The following is a 16,214-nucleotide window of genomic DNA, read 5'->3' on the forward strand; positions in this document are numbered from 1 at the left end:
GCGTCCGCCGTGGAGGTTTCGCCTGAGTTCCTGACACCGACGGCACGAGGAGATTCACGCCGATGACCGACACCCAGATCTTCGAGCCCGACGGCCGCGCGATCCCCTTCGTCGATGAGGGCGACGGACCCGTCAAGCTCGTCCTGATCCAGGAGCGCGACCTCCCGGCCGACATCCTCGGTGTCGTCGCGCACTACCTCGCCGAAGAGGCGGGCTTCCACGTGCTGCGGATCGGTCACCGCGCCGAGGTCAAGGGCGAAGAGGTGTCGCTGGACGAGCGCGTCGAGGATGCGCTCGCCGTGATCGACCACGTCGGCCTCGGCGACACCTGGATCGGCGGACACGGATTCGGCGGCACCGTCGCACGTGCTTTCGCCGTCGCGCACGCGGACAGTGTCAACGGACTGGCGCTGCTCGGCGTCGAAGAACTCGACATCCCCCTCGCGCCGGTGATGCCCGTTCTGATCATTCAGGGGACGAAAGACAACGTCACGCCGTTCGCCAACGGTGAGCAGCTGCAGTCGACGGCACCCGAGCGTGCGAGCGTGAAGAGCATCGACGGGGGAGACCATCACTTCCCGATGACGCACCCGATCGAGACCGCGGTCGTGATCGAGGAGTACCTCGACTGGGACTGAGCCCCTAGCGGCCCTGCCGCTTCTTGTAAGGCTTCGGCTGACCCTTCACTGCGGGCGTTCGGCCCTTGCCCTTCGAGGCCTTCGCCTTGCCGCCGGCGGGTGCGGGGGCGTTCTTCACCGGCGCGGGCGCCGCGGCGACCTCCGCTTTCGCCTCGACCAGCAGGAGCTCGCCGACGTGCGTCAATCGAGTCTGCCCCTCGCGGTGGACGATCGGATGGCCGACCTCGGCCTCGAGCTTGTCGATCGACGTGTACAGCGAGGCCAACGGGATGCCGAGCTTCTCGGCCGCCCGCGGAAAGTGGAGTTCCTCCGCGAGGACGACGAAACGGCGGAGCAGAGAGATCTTCACGGGGGCCCTTCGACTGTTCGCACGGGATTGCGAGCCACTCCAGGTTACGCGGTGGAAGCCTGCGGTCAGACGTCGCTGAAGTCGTTCGCGGGAGATTGGATCTGTGTGACCGTGTCCGTCTCCAACAGGAAGAGCACGTAGAGGATCCCGACGGATCCGGGGTGCGTCAGCGATTGCGTGTCCGGCACCTCCTGTCGGCCCAGGCCCAGTTCGGTGGCGGTCGCTGTGTCTTCTTCATCGACCAGTGCCCAGGCGCCTGCGTCGAGGAGGTCTGCCCTGCTCGACCCCACCTGGAGCCCTTCCTCCGTCATCACGGGGATCCCGTCGACCTCGGCCGCGGTGACCGCGATCGACGCAGGGCTTGCGCCGGAGGTGTCGGTGAGCACCCGCAGGCCGTCCCAGACATAGGCCTGCATCTCGACGTCGTAGCCCTCCATCCCCTCGACCGCCTCGGGCTCCGGCAGTTCACCTGTCGCATCCTCGAGCAGCGTGAGAAGCGCGTCCGGATCCGCGAATTCGGCCGTCGCGGTGCCCCCTTCGTCCGTGAAGGAGACACCGTCGAGCGTGACGACGAGCTGCGGATCGACCTCGGGCTCCGCAGACGCTGATGTGGACGGCGTGGCTGCGGGTGACGCGGACGGGGCCGCCGTCGGGGAGCTGCATCCGAGGAGCAGCAGCGCAGAGGCGGTGAGGACCAGAGCAGGCGCGAGAAGGCGTGGCATGGTTCGGAGCGTAGCGTCCAGTTGCGAACCTTTCGTGCAAGGGCGTGTCGTCGAGATGGAATCGTGAGGACGGACGGTGCCGTGACACGACGGATGCCGCGACCGAATCGGCCGCGGCATCCGGAATCCTTCGGTCAGGCGACCTGAGGGAGCACCGCGAACGACACGGAGCCCTCGTCGTCCACGCCCGCATCGAGGATCTTGTCGTCGAGCGCGGCGACGGCGGACTCATCGAGGAAGAGTCGGGTGCCGGAGACTTCGACGACCTGGTCCTGGGGCTCCGGATCTGCGGCGACGAGCACCGCGAGACGCGCGCCGCCCTCCGCGTTCTGAGGTTCGGACGAGTGGATGCGCAGTCCGGCATCCGGGGCGTCGGTCTGGCGACTGACGAGCGTCGTCACGATGGCGGAGGCGTTGTCGGTGAGGGTGAGCACGAGACTCTCCTTCCGTTCGGGGCATGTCACGGTCGCAACATGTCCGGGCTACGATGCCGAACTCGGACGATCACCTCAACCCCCTTGTGCCGATTCGGAGGAGGCTCTTATCCTCCTCGCAGGTTCTTCCGCAGGAACACCTGCTCCGTGCCGTCGCCGTCCGGCACGCGCTCGTGCTCGACGTAGCCGCACCTCTCATAGAGGCGGATGTTCGCCTCGCTCAGGCTGCCGGTGAAGAGCTCGGCGACCTGTGCGTTGGATGCGCGCTCCGCGTGATCGAGCAGCGTCCGCCCGACGCCCTCGCCCTGCATGTCGGGGGCGATCGCGATCCTCCCGATGAGGAGCATCCCGTCCTTCTCCACGAAGCGGATCGCGCCCACGAGGCGCCCGTCGATGCGGGCCGTCAAGCCGGACTCCGCGCGCAGCTCCGCCTCGAGCTCGGTGAGGGTCTGCGTCAGGGGAGGCATGTCCACGCTCCCGTAGATCGCGGCTTCCGAGACGAACGCCGCGCGCTGCACGGTGAGCACTTCACCGGCGTCCGCTTCGCTGATGTGCGAGATGACGATGTTCCGGTCCTTCTCGTCGTTCTGTTCTGTCACGATGCGGGGCTTCTCCTTGTGTCTCACGTTCGGGTCCGGTCGCCACACTCGGGCTCCGGGCTTCCGGTGTCAACCCCCTCGGGTCTGGGCCCAGGTCGCCGTTATCCTCACCGGCAGGAGGTCACAGACATGGCTGAAACGAAGACGAAGAAGACCGGCAGCTCGACGAAGGGCTCCGTGAAGACCACGCGTCAGCAGAATGCGGAGAAGGGCTTCACTGCCTCTCCCGCGCTCGCGAGCAACCTGCAACTCGTGCTCGTCGACCTGCTCGAACTGGCGATCCAGGGGAAGCAGGCGCACTGGAACGTCGTGGGCCGCAACTTCCGCGACACCCATCGCCAGCTCGACGAGATCATCGACGATGCGCGCGCGTTCAGCGACACGATCGCGGAGCGGATGCGCGCCCTGCATGCGGTTCCGGACGGGCGCAGCGCCACCATCGCCAAGACCACGACTCTGCCCGCGTTCCCCGCGGGGGAGGTCTCGACCACCGAGACCATCGATCTGGTGACCGAACGACTGGAGGCGGCGGTCGGGACGATGCGCGACGTGCACGACGCCGTCGACGAGGAAGACCCGACGTCGGCGGATCTCCTGCACGCGGTCATCGAGCGACTCGAGCAGTTCGCCTGGATGGTCAGCGCCGAGAACCGCAGTCCCGCCGGTCGCTGACTTCGCCCTGCTCCTCGGGCCGTGATCAGTCCGGTGCGGTTCCGGGGGAGCGGGGGCGGCCGCGCATGATACGCGGGAGGGCGGCCCACAGCGCGATCACCAGCACGAGCGCCGATACCAGGGCTACGAGCCCGGCCGTGCGGTTGACCGTGAAGTCGACGATCAGCATCGTGACCCCGATCGTCAGCGCTCCGATCACGATCAGATCGATCCTGACGATCCGGGAGGCGATCCGCACGAGCTCGGGTTTGCGGCGGTGTCCGAACAGAGCGCGGTGCATTCCCACGGGAGCCAGCGCCAGGATGGTCGCGATCGCGGCCAGGGCGACGAGGACGACGTAGAGGTCACGCTGGAATTCGTCCATCTCGGTGAACCTCGGCTGGAATGCCACGGCGAGGAGGAACCCGGTGAGGATCTGGGTCCCCGTCTGCATCACGCGGAGCTCCTGCAGGAGCTCTTCCCAGTTGCGGTCCGCGCGTTCGTTCGCAGTCTCGTCACGTCCGTCCCTGCGGTCATCGAGTTCGTGGTCGCTGCGCGGAGGATCCGATGTCATGATCACAGTGTCGTGCCGCCGCTCGCACGATGTCCAGGCTCTTGCACCGACGGATCGAAAGAAGGCATCATGACGCTCCCGCCCATCAGCGATTGGTGGTCCGAACTCTCGGAGGACGCACGCCGCTCTGTTCTCGACGGCGACTCTCCACACCTCGACGAAGACGTCCGGGAGGAGATCCGGGTGATCACCGGAGCGGTGGTGGGGATGGTGGAGAGCCTGACCGATGACGACCTCGACTACGCCCGCGCACACGCGGAGGAGCCGGCCGACTGATGCGAGCGGCAGCCGTGGTGATTCACCCCAGGGCGTCGGGATCCGGAGTGGGCTGCTCCTCGCGAAGCCGCGGCTCGGTGCGTCGCTCGGGTCGTGCCCCGGCCTTGTCGGCGTAGAACGCGCGGATCCGATCCATGTCCGCGGCGACGTCTCCGGTCAGGTCGATGGTGGGGCCGAGACCCGTCGTCATCGTCGTGCGATCGACGAAGCCGAGTGTGACCGGCATCCCCGTCTCGCGTGCGATGCGGTAGAAGCCCGACTTCCAGTACTCGTTGCCGCCACGGGTCCCGTCCGGGGTGACCACGAGCCCGAAGACCGTTCCGGCGTGCACCTGCCCGACGACATCGTTCACCACACGCGCCGGGTCCGCGCGATCCACGGGGATGCCGCCGAGACCACGCATGAGCGGACCTCGCCAGCCGCGGAAGAGGCTCTTCTTCCCGAGCCAGTGCACGTCGATGCCGAGTCGCCAGGCGATCGCGAGCATGAGGACGAAGTCCCAGTTGCTGGTATGCGGGGCGCCGACGAGCACCGTCGGGCGTGTGGGGGCTGCCTCGCTCGTGAGCGTCCATCTGCTGAACGCCCAGAACATGCGGGCGAGGAGTCGTTTGAGCATGGATCAACCGTAGGGGAGAACGGCTGTCGAGCCGCTGTCCGCACCCGGCGTGCGGCTTCGGCGCCACCGCCTCGGAGCAAGGCGTACGATCGAGGGATGAAGAAGACGCCGGAGGACACCGTGCAGCAGGAAGCGCCCATCGGGCTGCAACCGCTCCCGGGAGCCCTGGACCTGCTCGAGGGCGATGCCGCCGGCTATTGCAGCAACGGCGTCTGCCACTTCCCCGCCCCGAAGGCCGAGTAGGCAGCAGACGCCGTCGCGTGCGAGCGCTCGGGGTCAGTGGCCGCCGTGGAAGCCCTCGCCGGCGTCGTCGGCGGGCTTGCGGACGAACGGGCTGAGCGCCACCGCTGCGAGCGAGATGATCGCGGCGATGAGGAACGCCATGCGCGCACCCGGTGCTCCGGCCGCTGCTCGCGACAGGCCTTCGGCCTCGCCCGCGTGCAGGATCGCCGAGTAGGTGACCGTCAGCAAAGCGACACCGGCCGCGCCGCCGACCTGCTGGAGCGTGTTCAGCACAGCGGAACCGTGCGAGTACAACGACCGCTGCAGCGAACCGAGCGAGGCCGAGAACAGGGGCGTGAACGACATCGCCAGTCCGACGGACATGGCCGCCTGCACGATGATGAGCACCCACCACACGGTGTGCTCGCCGACCGTGGAGTAGAAGAACAGCGCCGCCGACACGAGGATCGTGCCCGGGATCAGCAGCGGACGCGTGCCGCGCGCGTCGTACACGCGACCCATGACCGGACCCAGCAGACCCATCAGCACCGAGCCGGGGAGCAGGATCAGGCCGGACTCGAGGGCGTTCAGCCCCGCGACGTTCTGCAGGTACTGCGGCAGCAGGGTCAGCGTTCCGAACATAGACAGCGCCAGGATCGTCATGATGATCACCGAGAACGTGAAGTTGCTCGAGCGGAAGACACGCAGGTCGAGCAGTGCGTCGTCGACACGCTGCAGGATGAGCTGACGCCACACGAACAGCGCCAGCGACACCGCGCCGACGACCAGAGCGATGATGCCCGTGGTCTCGCCGGATCCGCCTTCGCCGCCGAACTGGCTGAGGCCGAACACGATGCCGCCGAAGCCGAGCGCCGCGAGAGGGATCGAGAGGACGTCGAGCGGGACGACGCGGGTCTCGCCGAGGTTCGTCATCCACTTCACGCCCATGAAGAGCGCGATGAGCGCGATCGGGAGGATGATCGCGAAGAGCGCGCGCCAGTTCAGCGTCTCGAGCACGGCACCGGCGATGGTGGGTCCGATCGCCGGGGCGAGCGAGATGACCAGGCCGACGCGGCCCATCATCCGACCTCGGGACTGCGGCGGAACGACGTTCATGATCGTCGTCATCAGCAGCGGCATCATGATGCCGGTACCGGCGGCCTGGATGACGCGCCCCACGAGCAGGATCGAGAAACCGGGAGCGACCAGCGCGACGAGCGTGCCGAGCGAGAACGCGATCATCGCGGCGATGAAGACCTGCCGCGTGGTGAAGCGCTGCAGGATGAAACCGGTGGTCGGGATCACGACGGCCATCGTCAGCATGAAGGCACTGGTGAGCCACTGGCCGAGCTCGGGCGGGATGCCGAGATCGGCGTTCAGATGCGGGATCGCGATCCCCATCGTGGTCTCGTTGAGGATGGCGACGAACGCGGCGACGAGCAGCAGCCAGATCACGCGCATGTCCTTGCGCGAGATCTCACCCGCTGCCGGTGCGGGGGTCGTCGAGATGGAGCCGGTATCGACGGCAGACATGGGCGGCCTCCTGGGCGAAGAAGAAATGGAGATATCGCGAGAGTTCGCAAGAGTCCTTCAGCGTAACGGCGGGTGCGGACATTTCATTCCGAACTCACAGAAATCCGCTGTCGGCAGATCCGGGCGGCCTCGATGTCGCGGGGGCTGAGTACGCTGGCGCCATGAGCATGGGCGGTGGACGAGGTGGAGGAGCGAGCTTCCGCGGGGTCGATGAGGATACGCAGCGGAAGCTGAATGCCGAGGCGCCGCGGATCAGCGGCCTCGGTTCACGGGTCGTCTCCCTGTTCCGTGCCTACCGAGCGCGTATCTTCCTCACCGGGATCCTCGTCGTCGTCGGCGCCGCGATCGCCGTCATCCCGCCCCTGATCGTGCAGCGCATCTTCGACGATGCGTTGTTCCCGGTCGCCGGCGGCGGGCCGCATCTCGAGCTGCTGGCCTGGCTCGTCGCCGCGATGGTCGGGCTCTTCCTGCTCTCCGCCGTCCTCGGCGTGGCGCAGACCTGGCTCACCTCCACCGTCGGCAACAGCGTCACCGGCGACCTGCGGGTGAAGCTTTTCGAGCACCTCCAGGCCATGGAGCTCGGATTCTTCACGCGGACGAAGACCGGAGTGATCCAGTCCCGGCTGCAGAACGACGTGGGCGGCGTCTCCGGCGTGCTGACCAACACCGTCACCAGCATCCTGGGCAACGTCGTGACCGTCATCGCCTCGCTCGTCGCGATGATCCTGATCGACTGGCGCCTCACCCTCATCGCCGTGATCATGATGCCGTTCCTCATCTTCGTCCAGCGCAAGGTGGGCCAGGTGCGCGCACGGATCGCCGGCGAGACGCAGGAGTCCCTCTCGGAACTCACGTCGATCACCCAGGAGACGCTGAGCGTCTCGGGCATGCTGCTGTCGAAGGCGTTCAACCGTCAGCGCACGGAGTCGGAGCGCTATCAAGCCGAGAACCGCAATCAGGTCGTCCTGCAGGTGCGCAGGGCCATGAGCGGCCAGGGCTTCTTCGCGGTCGTGCAGGTGCTCATGGCCAGTGTGCCGGCGGTCATCTACCTCGTTTCGGGCTATCTCATCGCCGGGGGCACCGGGGCGATCACGGCGGGAACCGTCGTCGCGTTCACCACGGTGCAGGCGCGGCTCCTCATGCCGCTGATGGGCCTGATGCGGGTCTCGCTCGATCTGCAGACGTCGTCGGCGCTGTTTGCCCGCATCTTCGAGTACCTCGACCTGGTGCCGGAGATCCAGGACGCTCCGGACGCGATCACCGTCGACGAGGCACCGGGGCCCAAGGGGCGGCTCAAGTTCGCCGATGTGCTCTTCCGCTACCCCGACGCCTCGGCCGACGCCCGACCGACACTGGACGGCGTCTCGTTCGTCGCCGAGCCCGGACAGCACGTGGCGTTCGTCGGCCCCTCGGGCGCGGGCAAGACGACGATCCTTTACCTCGCGCCGCGGTTGTACGAAGCGAAGGGCGGCTCCGTGCTCTTCGCGGGGGCCGACGTGCGCACGCTCACGCAGGAGTCGATCATCGACCACGTGGGCATCGTGTCGCAGGAGACCTACCTGTTCCACGCGACGATCCGCGAGAACCTCCGCTATGCCAAGCCGGATGCGACCGAGGAAGAGCTGATCGCCGCGTGCACCGCGGCCAACATCCACCACATCATCGCCGGGTTCGAACAGGGATACGACACCGTGGTCGGTGAGCGCGGGTACCGGCTCTCGGGCGGGGAGAAGCAGCGCATCGCGATCGCGCGCGTGCTGCTGAAGGATCCGCCGGTGCTGCTCCTGGATGAGGCGACGTCGGCCCTCGACACCGTGTCGGAGCGCGTGGTGCAGGAGGCGCTCGACGAGGCGGCGAAGGGGCGCACGACGCTGTCCATCGCGCACCGCTTGTCCACCGTGATGGGTGCCGATGTGATCCACGTGCTCGAGGCGGGGCGCATCGTCGAGTCGGGGACCCACTCGGAGCTGTTGGCACTGGGTGGGTTGTATGCGGAGCTCGCCGCGCAGCAGGTCGCCGCATCGCGTGTGCTCGACACCGAGGCCGCGGTCGAAGAGGCCCCGACCGGGGGAGTCGGAGCCGCGCTCACCGACCGCCGTGCGGATCGTGCGCCCGCGGACTCCGCCGGCGCCGATGCCGTCGCGGCCATCACCGCTGCGGTTCCGCTGCTCGCCGAGCCCCGCCCCGACGAACGGGTCTACCCGGCCGAGCCCTGATCTGCGCCGGGGGTCAGTGCACCGACAGCCCACCGTCGACGAACAGGGAGTGGCCGGTGACATACCCCGAACCGGCTCCAGCGAGGAAGACGGCTGCGCCGGCGAAGTCACTCGGGAGCCCGTTGCGGCCGATCATCGTGCGGGCGGCCAGCTCGGCGATCTTCGCCGGGTCCTGCTGCAGCCGGGCGTTCAACGGCGTCAGCACGAACCCGGGTACCAGCGTGTTGCTGGTGACGCCGGTCCCTCCCCACGCTTCTGCCTCGGAGCGCATCAGCGACTCCACCGCACCCTTCGAGGCTCCGTATACGCCACTGCCGACGAAGGCGCGATGGGCCTGCTGGGAGCTGATGTGGATCAGCCTGCCATAGCCGCGCTCCGCCATGCCCTGCGCATAGCGCTGACCGAGCAGGAAAGGCGCGAGCGCGTTGACGGTCATCGTCGCATCCCAGTCGTCTTCGGTGATCTCTGCGAACGGCGGACGGATGTTGATGCCCGCGGAGTTGACCAGGATGTCGGGCTCGCCGAACGGCTCGACAGCGGCCTCCGCGAGGGCATGGATGCCCGACCGCGTGCTGAGGTCGCCGACGACTCCGGCCGCGCGGCAGCCGTGCGCGCGGAGTTCCTCGACGGTCTCCTCGATACGGGCCTCGCCGCGCGCGACGACGACCGTGGCGGCACCGGACCGGGCGAGTGCCGTGGCGATGCCCTTGCCGATGCCGGAGCTGCCGCCGGTGACGACCGCGGTGCGGCCCTCGAGTGAGAAGAGGGAGGAGAGGTAGTCGTTCATACGGTCATCCGGATCGTTCGTTCAGCGGCGCGGTGTCACCACGCGAGTGCGGCGGTGATGCGGTGATCGGGGGCGGCATCGGCGAACTCGGGGAGTGCCCGCAGTTCTGCGATGAAGGCATCGACCTCGGAGGCGTATGCCGGGTGGGGGTGGCTGCTCGCGATGTCGAGGAGGGACGGCATGTCCATGGCGAGAATCAGGTCGAGCCGGGCGACGACCGAGCCTCGGGCGCCCGCCTCGTGCAGCACGCGGATGCCGCCGCGCAGCGCCGCGAGGTAGTCCCTCAGCACGGGCAGCTGTGCTTTGCCCTGCGTGATCGAGGTGCCGTCGGCCCGGAGTCGCCACTGCACGACGACGTCGGGGATCACATCGAAGGCCCGCGCCCGGGTGTACATGAGCTGGGCGACCACCTGGTCCTCGTACGCGACCCCCTCGGGGAAGCGGAGATCTTGCCAGAACTCGGTGCGGCTCACCTTGGACCAGGCGACGATGTTCGACACCGCCCGCGGGTGTGCCGCGAGTGCGGTGCCGAGGCGCTCCGGCGAGGTCGCCGCCGCCACCCAGGGCTGCACGCGCCCGGCGACGTACGCGGCTCCCTGTGAGCGTGAACGCACGTAGGCGCCCGCCACGAAGTCGCTCCCGGACTTCTCGAGTGTGCCCGTCATCCGGGCGAGCGCGTGGGGCAGAAGCTCGTCGTCGCCGTCGAGGAACCCGAGATAGGGCGTGTCCACGAGGTCGAGGCCGACGTTGCGCGCGGCGCCGAGGCCGCGGGATGCGGCGTGGTGGATGGCCGTGAACCGGTCGTCGGCGGCGGCCGCCGCGTCGAAGATCGCACCGGTGTCGTCGGTCGAACCGTCGTCGATGAGGATCGCGCGCCATCGCAACTCGGTCTGTGCACGCAGCGAGTCGAGTGCGGCGGGGGCGAAGGCGGCGATGTCGCGTCCGGGGACGATCACGGTCACGATCGGGGCGGCAGCGGTCACCAGCCGAGTCTATGGCTGTGCATCAGCCTCGCGCCGCACGCACGGACTCCGCGACGAGGGCAGCCAGCCGCTCGGGTGCGTCCTCAGGGAGCTCCTCCCGCCCGAAGGTGAACCGGACGGATGTCTGGGCCACCTCGGCCGGAACACCGCACGCGAGGAGCACGTGCGAAGGCTCGTCGCTGCCGGCCGCGCACGCCGAGCCACTGGAGGAGATGACCCCGCGGCGCTCCAGCTCCAGCAGCACGGACTCTCCACTGGTGCCGGCGAACGTGAAGCTCGCCGTCCCGGGCAGACGGCGCACGGCGTCGCCGGTGAGCGCGGCTTCCGGAACGCTGTTCAGCACGAGGGAGATGAACCGCGCGGTGGCCGAACCCACCCGCGCCGTCACGGTCGCCCGTTCCTGCTCCGCGAGCTCCAGCGCGGTCGCGAGCGCCACAGCCCCGGCGACGTTCTCGGTGCCCGAGCGCCGCCCGCGTTCCTGACCGCCACCGTGCAGCAGAGGCTCGATGGGCACACATCCGCGCACGGCGAGTGCGCCGATCCCCTTGGGGGCGCCGAGCTTGTGCCCGGCGATCGATACTGCATCGGCACCGAGCTCGTGCAGGGGAAGCCATCCGGCCGACTGCACGGCGTCGAGGTGCAGCGGAACGCGAGCGGCGCGGGTGACGGCCGACAGCGCCGCTGCATCCTGAACGGTGCCGATCTCGTTGTTCGCGTGTCCCACCGAGACCAGCGCGGTGTCGGGGCGGATCGCCGCGGTGACGGCATCCGCAGAGATCCGTCCGCCGGTATCCACCGGCAGCAGGGTCACGTCGACGGAGTGGAAGCGTTTCAGATACTCGGCCGACTCCAGGATCGATTCGTGCTCGATCGGGGAGATCACCAGGTGTCGTCGCCCTGCCTCGAGCGCCGCGAGCACGATGCCCTTGACCGCGAGGTTGTTCGCCTCGGTGCCGCCTGCGGTGAACACGACATCACCGGCACGCATCCCCAGGACGCGTGCGACCCGGGCGCGGGCGTCGTCGAGGGCGCTCGCCGCAGCCTCTCCCGCGGTGTGGTGGCTGGACGGGTTGCCGAACACGCCCGTCAGGTACGGGCGCATCGCCTCCAGCACCTCCGGTCGCACCGGGGATGTCGCGGCGTGGTCGAGGTACAGCACGGGCTCAGTCGATCCGCAGGTCCAGGCCGAGGTCGAGAGCGCGCGCGGAGTGCGTCAGCGCCCCCACTGAGATCACGTCGACGCCGGTGCGTGCGATGTCACCGACGGTGTCGAGGTTCACCCCTCCCGACGCTTCGACCGTGGCCCGGTCGCCGATCAGGGCGACACCTTCGCGCAGATCGTCGAGCGAGAAGTTGTCCAGCAGCACGGTGTGGGCGCCACCGTCGAGGACGGCAGGGATCTGGTCGAGGCGGTCGACCTCGACGACGACGTGCGTGGTGTGCGGCAGACGGGACAGAGCGTCGCGCAGCGCCGAGGCGAGGTCGAGGCCGGAACGGGTGAGCACGGCGAGGTGGTTGTCCTTGGCCATCACGGCGTCGGACAGCGAGTACCGGTGGTTGCGGCCGCCGCCGGATTCGACGGCGTGCCGCTCGAACGCACGGAGGCCCGGGGTCGTCTTGCGCGTGTCGGCGATGCGCGCGCGGGTGCCGTCGACAGCCGCGACGTAGGACGCGGTGAGCGTCGCGATGCCGCTCATCCGCTGGGTGAAGTTCAAGGCGACGCGTTCCGCGGTGAGGATGCCGCGCGCCGATCCGGAGACCGAGGCGAGGACGTCGCCCGCGATGAAGTCGTCGCCGTCGCCGACGTGCAGATCGACGACCAGGGTCGGATCGGTGAGGGCGAACGCGGCAGTGAAGACCTCACCGCCGCTGAACACCCCTGCCTCGCGCGCGACGAGGTCGGCGGTGGCTGTCGCCTCGACGGGAAGCAGCGTCGTGCTGGTGAGGTCGCCCCACGGCGCGTCCTCCTCGAGGGCTGCGCCGACGACGCGGGTCAGGGTGGAGCGGGTGAGCATCAGACGGTCTCCAGGATCGATGAGCGGGGGCGGGCCGGCGCGGCGTCCGCGGAGGCTGCGGCGTCGATTCGGTGGTGGGCGCCGACCGAGACGGTGCGCTCCAGCGCGGCGGAGGCGGTGGCTTCAGCGAGGAGCAGCAGGTTCGCGTTCTCGTGCTCGACGGTCGTGGTCGGCCGCGACGAAGATGCAGTCCAGGCGCGCACGATGGCCAGTGCATGTGCGAGGCCGTCGTGGGTACGGAGCAGCCCGACCTCATCCCACATCAGCTGCTGCAGCGCGGCGCGGCTGAATTCCGGCGTATCCGATCCGCTGTCCTCCACCGGCGGCCGGACAGCGGCAGGGGGTGCGGGCACCGGCACGAGACGCCAAGGCATCGTCAGCGCAGCAGCGGCCCTCGCGCCGAAGACGGCTCCCTCGAGCAGGGAGTTGGACGCCAGACGGTTCGCCCCATGCACGCCGGTGCGGGCGACCTCGCCGACCGCGAAGAGTCCGGGGAGTGTGGTGCGGCCGTCGAGGTCGGTGACGACACCGCCCATCAGGTAGTGCGCGGCGGGGGTCACCGGGATCGGCTCGCGCGACCAGTCGAATCCACGCTCCCTCGTCACATGATCGATGGTCGGGAAGCGCGCGGCGAGGGTCTCGGCCCCGAGCATCGTGGCGTCCAGGCGCACCGGCCACCCCTGCGCGGACGCCTGCCGTGCGATGGCCCGGGAGACTACATCGCGAGGGGCCAGCTCACCGTCGGGATGACTGTCGAACGTGAAGCGTCGACCGGCGTCGTCGAGCAGGGTCGCACCCTCCCCGCGCACGGCCTCCGAGATGAGGAACGCCGGACCCGACGCCAGGATCGTCGGATGGAACTGCACGAACTCCAGGTCGGCGACAGCCGCGCCCGCGCGCAGGGCCACGGCGATGCCGTCGCCGGTGGCGCCGGTCGGGTTGGTCGTGTGCGCGTAGAGGCGGCCCGCGCCACCCGTCGCGAGGATCACCGCGTCGGCGTGGAGCTCGGTGGTGTCCCCGTCACGCAGCACACGGATGCCGCGCACGGTGCCGTCGGCCACGATGAGCTCGGTGAGCAGAGCCTGCTCGACCGCGGTGATCGGTGCGCGCCGCACGGCAGCGATCAGCGCCGCGGAGATCGCCGCGCCCGTGGCATCCCCGCCGGCGTGCACGATGCGTGCATGGCGGTGGGCCGCCTCGCGTCCGAGCTGCAACGCCCCCTCGGCCGTCCGATCGAACCCGACGCCGCGGGCGATCAGCTCCGCGATCCGCTCGGCGCCCTCGGCCACCAGCACGTCGACAGCCGCGGGATCCGAGAGCCCGGCACCGGCGTTCATCGTGTCGGCGGCATGCTGCTGCGCCGAGTCGTCGGGCCCGTAGATGCCCGCGACGCCTCCCTGGGCGAGGCCGGTCGACCCGTCCCCGGGCGCTCCCTTGGTGACGAGCGTCACCGCATGTCCGGCCTCGTGCGCGTGGAGTGCCGCCGTGAGACCGGCGATGCCCGAGCCGACGACCAGGACGTTCATCGTGTGCTCGCACTCACCGGGGGCTTCGCAGCGAGCATCCGCTCCAGCGCCACTCGGGCGGGCTCGGCGACGTCGCCGGTGACCGTGATCCGGTTCGGCGTGCGACCGGCGACGAGCTCCTCCAGCACCCAGGCCAGGTAGCCGGGGTGGATGCGGTACATCGTCGAGCAGGGGCAGACGACCGGGTCCAGACAGAAGATCTCGTGCTGCGGGTATTGCGCCGCGAGCCGGCGCACGAGGTTGATCTCGGTTCCGATGGCGAACGGCGTGGGCTCGGTCGCGGAGTCGATCGCTCGGCGGATGTACTCGGTCGAGCCGGCCTCGTCCGCCGCGTCGACCACCTCCATCGGGCATTCCGGGTGCACGATCACCCGCACGCCGGGGTGGTCGGCGCGGGCCTGGTCGATCTGCCCGACGGTGAAGCGCCGGTGCACGGAGCAGAAGCCGTGCCACAGGATCACCCGGGAATCGACGAGCTCAGCGGCCGAGGAGCCGCCGAGCGCTCGCCGCGGGTTCCACATCGGCATCTGCTCGAGCGGCACGCCCATCGCCTTGGCGGTGTTACGCCCCAGGTGCTGGTCGGGGAAGAACAGCACCCGCCGGCCACGCTCGAAGGCCCACTCGAGAACGGTCTGGGCGTTGGACGAAGTGCACACGATCCCGCCGTGGCGTCCGACGAAGCCCTTGATCGCCGCCGAGGAGTTCATGTACGTCACGGGGATCACGGGCACGCGGCCGTCCGCGTCGGGGGTGTCGAGATCGCCGAAGACGTCTGCCAGCTGCTCCCAGCACTCCTCGACCTGGTCAATGTCGGCCATGTCGGCCATCGAGCATCCGGCGGCGAGGTTCGGCAGGATCACGGCCTGCTCGGGCTGCGAGAGCAGATCCGCGGTCTCGGCCATGAAGTGCACGCCGCAGAACACGATCGCCTCGGCGTCTGCTCTGCCTTTGGCTGCCGTGGCGAGCTGGAAGGAGTCGCCGACGTAGTCCGCGTGCCGCACGACCTCTTCGCGCTGGTAGAAGTGGCCCAGGATCACGACCCGATCGCCGAGAGTGGCCTTCGCCGCGCGGATGCGTGCGTCGAGCTCGTCCTCCGAAGCCTCCCGATACGCGACGGGGAGTTCGCCTTGCCGTGGGGATCCCGTGGGGATCACATCACCCATCGAGGAGCCGGGTCCGTATCCGGGTCGGGAGTCGAAGTCCCACGGCCCCGCGGCCAGGTCGGTGGCGCAGGTCGGGTCGGTGGATGTGCCCGCGACGATCGCCTGGATCGCGTGGTCCACCGAAGCGTCCAGCGGCGGAACGGCGGGCGCGGGGACGAAAGTGATGCTCATCGGGTGCTCGTTTCTTCGGGACCGAGGGGGCCGCGGTCGGCCAGCTCGACATCGGTGTTGTCGCGGTACAGACGTGCAGGACGGTGGCTCCCGGTGCGGAAGCGGTCGGTGGGGAGCAGGTTGCCCGCGGATTCCACCTGACGACGGAAGTTGGCGGGATCGAGGCTCTTCCCGAGTATCGATTCGTACGCCTCGCGCAGCTCCGCCAGCGTGAACTCGGCGGGCAGGAAGCCTTGTGCGACTCGGCTGTAGCCGACCTTGTTGCGCAGGCGCCAGAGGGCGTATTCGACGATCTGGCCGTGATCGAAGGCCAGTTGCGGCAACTGATCGATGTCGAACCACCGGACGTTCTCGGGGGCATGACCGGATGCCCGGTGGGCCGAGATCTGCGCGGTCACGTCGTCTTGACGCAGCAGCGCCCAGTACACGATCGAGACGACTCGGGTGGGGGAGCGGTCGACAGCGCCGAAGGCGTAGAGCTGCTCCAGGTAACTGGGGGCGAGACCCGTCGTCTCGGCGAGGGTGCGAGCTGCGGCGTCGACGGGCGACTCGGTCGCGGTGAGCCAGCCACCGGGAAGCGCCCACTGGTCGGCGAAGGGCTCGCGGGTGCGCAGGACGAGGGGCAGCGCGAGGACCGCGCGTCCGTCGTCGGTGCGCCGCAGCGTCAGGATGACCGTCGAGACGGCCACCCGGATGTCCCCGCTTCGAGTCATAGACACCTTAACCTCCGGATTCGATC

Annotated in this window: 19 protein-coding genes; 5 read left to right on the forward strand and 14 right to left on the reverse strand. The window is 69.1% G+C overall.

Annotated elements, in window-relative coordinates:
- Positions 1–62: 62 nt before the first annotated feature.
- On the forward strand, positions 63–638 hold the full coding sequence (locus CQ034_RS00575) for an alpha/beta fold hydrolase (RefSeq protein ID WP_105709567.1): 576 nt from the start codon (positions 63–65) through the stop codon (positions 636–638).
- Positions 639–642: 4 nt separating this feature from the next.
- Here CQ034_RS00575 and CQ034_RS00580 read toward each other — a convergent pair whose 3' ends face one another.
- From CQ034_RS00580 to CQ034_RS00595, 4 genes are all read right to left on the reverse strand, one after another.
- Positions 643–987, reverse strand: coding sequence for a LysR family transcriptional regulator (locus CQ034_RS00580; RefSeq protein ID WP_029262938.1), 345 nt, complete (start codon positions 985–987; stop codon positions 643–645).
- 65 nt (positions 988–1,052) lie between these two features.
- On the reverse strand, positions 1,053–1,709 hold the full coding sequence (locus CQ034_RS00585) for a hypothetical protein (RefSeq protein ID WP_105709568.1): 657 nt from the start codon (positions 1,707–1,709) through the stop codon (positions 1,053–1,055).
- A gap of 134 nt (positions 1,710–1,843) precedes the next feature.
- Positions 1,844–2,143: a Fe-S cluster assembly protein HesB gene (locus CQ034_RS00590; protein ID WP_029262936.1), complete on the reverse strand. Its 300-nt coding sequence runs from the start codon at positions 2,141–2,143 to the stop codon at positions 1,844–1,846.
- Between the two features lie 107 nt (positions 2,144–2,250).
- A complete protein-coding gene (locus CQ034_RS00595; RefSeq protein ID WP_231481819.1) occupies positions 2,251–2,742 on the reverse strand; it encodes a GNAT family N-acetyltransferase in 492 nt (163 codons plus the stop codon).
- Positions 2,743–2,871: 129 nt separating this feature from the next.
- Here CQ034_RS00595 and CQ034_RS00600 point away from each other — a divergent pair, with 129 nt between their 5' ends.
- Positions 2,872–3,414, forward strand: coding sequence for a Dps family protein (locus tag CQ034_RS00600; RefSeq protein WP_105709569.1), 543 nt, complete (start codon positions 2,872–2,874; stop codon positions 3,412–3,414).
- A 25-nt stretch (positions 3,415–3,439) separates the two neighbouring features.
- Here CQ034_RS00600 and CQ034_RS00605 read toward each other — a convergent pair whose 3' ends face one another.
- Positions 3,440–3,967: a DUF6328 family protein gene (locus tag CQ034_RS00605; RefSeq protein WP_105710308.1), complete on the reverse strand. Its 528-nt coding sequence runs from the start codon at positions 3,965–3,967 to the stop codon at positions 3,440–3,442.
- A gap of 69 nt (positions 3,968–4,036) precedes the next feature.
- On the opposite strand from CQ034_RS00605, the gene CQ034_RS00610 reads away from it, so the two are divergent.
- Entirely contained in the window at positions 4,037–4,243 is a 207-nt protein-coding gene (locus CQ034_RS00610; RefSeq protein ID WP_105709570.1) for a hypothetical protein, read from the forward strand.
- Between the two features lie 22 nt (positions 4,244–4,265).
- Here CQ034_RS00610 and CQ034_RS00615 read toward each other — a convergent pair whose 3' ends face one another.
- A complete protein-coding gene (locus CQ034_RS00615) occupies positions 4,266–4,859 on the reverse strand; it encodes a 1-acyl-sn-glycerol-3-phosphate acyltransferase (protein ID WP_105709571.1) in 594 nt (197 codons plus the stop codon).
- 96 nt (positions 4,860–4,955) lie between these two features.
- On the opposite strand from CQ034_RS00615, the gene CQ034_RS19500 reads away from it, so the two are divergent.
- On the forward strand, positions 4,956–5,102 hold the full coding sequence (locus CQ034_RS19500) for a hypothetical protein (RefSeq protein ID WP_167381615.1): 147 nt from the start codon (positions 4,956–4,958) through the stop codon (positions 5,100–5,102).
- Between the two features lie 33 nt (positions 5,103–5,135).
- Here CQ034_RS19500 and CQ034_RS00620 read toward each other — a convergent pair whose 3' ends face one another.
- Positions 5,136–6,614 (reverse strand): MDR family MFS transporter, encoded by a 1,479-nt coding sequence (locus CQ034_RS00620; RefSeq protein ID WP_105709572.1) that lies wholly within the window; start codon positions 6,612–6,614, stop codon positions 5,136–5,138.
- A gap of 167 nt (positions 6,615–6,781) precedes the next feature.
- Here CQ034_RS00620 and CQ034_RS00625 point away from each other — a divergent pair, with 167 nt between their 5' ends.
- Positions 6,782–8,830 carry an ABC transporter ATP-binding protein gene (locus tag CQ034_RS00625; RefSeq protein WP_105710309.1) on the forward strand — a complete coding sequence of 683 codons (2,049 nt, stop codon included), beginning with the start codon at positions 6,782–6,784 and terminating at the stop codon, positions 8,828–8,830.
- Between the two features lie 13 nt (positions 8,831–8,843).
- Here the strand turns inward: CQ034_RS00625 and CQ034_RS00630 are convergent, their stop codons facing one another.
- The 7 genes from CQ034_RS00630 to CQ034_RS00660 are packed head-to-tail and all read right to left on the reverse strand — an operon-like array spanning position 8,844 to position 16,188.
- Entirely contained in the window at positions 8,844–9,617 is a 774-nt protein-coding gene (locus tag CQ034_RS00630) for an SDR family NAD(P)-dependent oxidoreductase (protein WP_105709573.1), read from the reverse strand.
- Between the two features lie 35 nt (positions 9,618–9,652).
- Positions 9,653–10,600 carry a glycosyltransferase family 2 protein gene (locus tag CQ034_RS00635; RefSeq protein ID WP_105709574.1) on the reverse strand — a complete coding sequence of 316 codons (948 nt, stop codon included), beginning with the start codon at positions 10,598–10,600 and terminating at the stop codon, positions 9,653–9,655.
- Positions 10,601–10,622: 22 nt separating this feature from the next.
- On the reverse strand, positions 10,623–11,759 hold the full coding sequence (locus CQ034_RS00640) for a cysteine desulfurase family protein (RefSeq protein ID WP_105709575.1): 1,137 nt from the start codon (positions 11,757–11,759) through the stop codon (positions 10,623–10,625).
- A gap of 4 nt (positions 11,760–11,763) precedes the next feature.
- Positions 11,764–12,615, reverse strand: a complete 852-nt coding sequence (gene nadC, locus CQ034_RS00645) for a carboxylating nicotinate-nucleotide diphosphorylase (protein ID WP_105709576.1) — start codon at positions 12,613–12,615, stop codon at positions 11,764–11,766.
- Entirely contained in the window at positions 12,615–14,141 is a 1,527-nt protein-coding gene (nadB, locus tag CQ034_RS00650; RefSeq protein WP_105709577.1) for an L-aspartate oxidase, read from the reverse strand. The genes nadC and nadB overlap by 1 nt, the downstream gene beginning before the upstream one ends.
- A complete protein-coding gene (gene nadA / locus CQ034_RS00655) occupies positions 14,138–15,475 on the reverse strand; it encodes a quinolinate synthase NadA (protein WP_105709578.1) in 1,338 nt (445 codons plus the stop codon). Before nadA ends, nadB begins: the two co-directional genes overlap by 4 nt.
- Positions 15,472–16,188, reverse strand: coding sequence for an NUDIX domain-containing protein (locus CQ034_RS00660; protein WP_105709579.1), 717 nt, complete (start codon positions 16,186–16,188; stop codon positions 15,472–15,474). Before CQ034_RS00660 ends, nadA begins: the two co-directional genes overlap by 4 nt.
- Positions 16,189–16,214 lie beyond the last annotated feature (26 nt).

The organism is Microbacterium sp. MYb45, assembly GCF_002979655.1.
GTDB lineage: Bacteria > Actinomycetota > Actinomycetes > Actinomycetales > Microbacteriaceae > Microbacterium.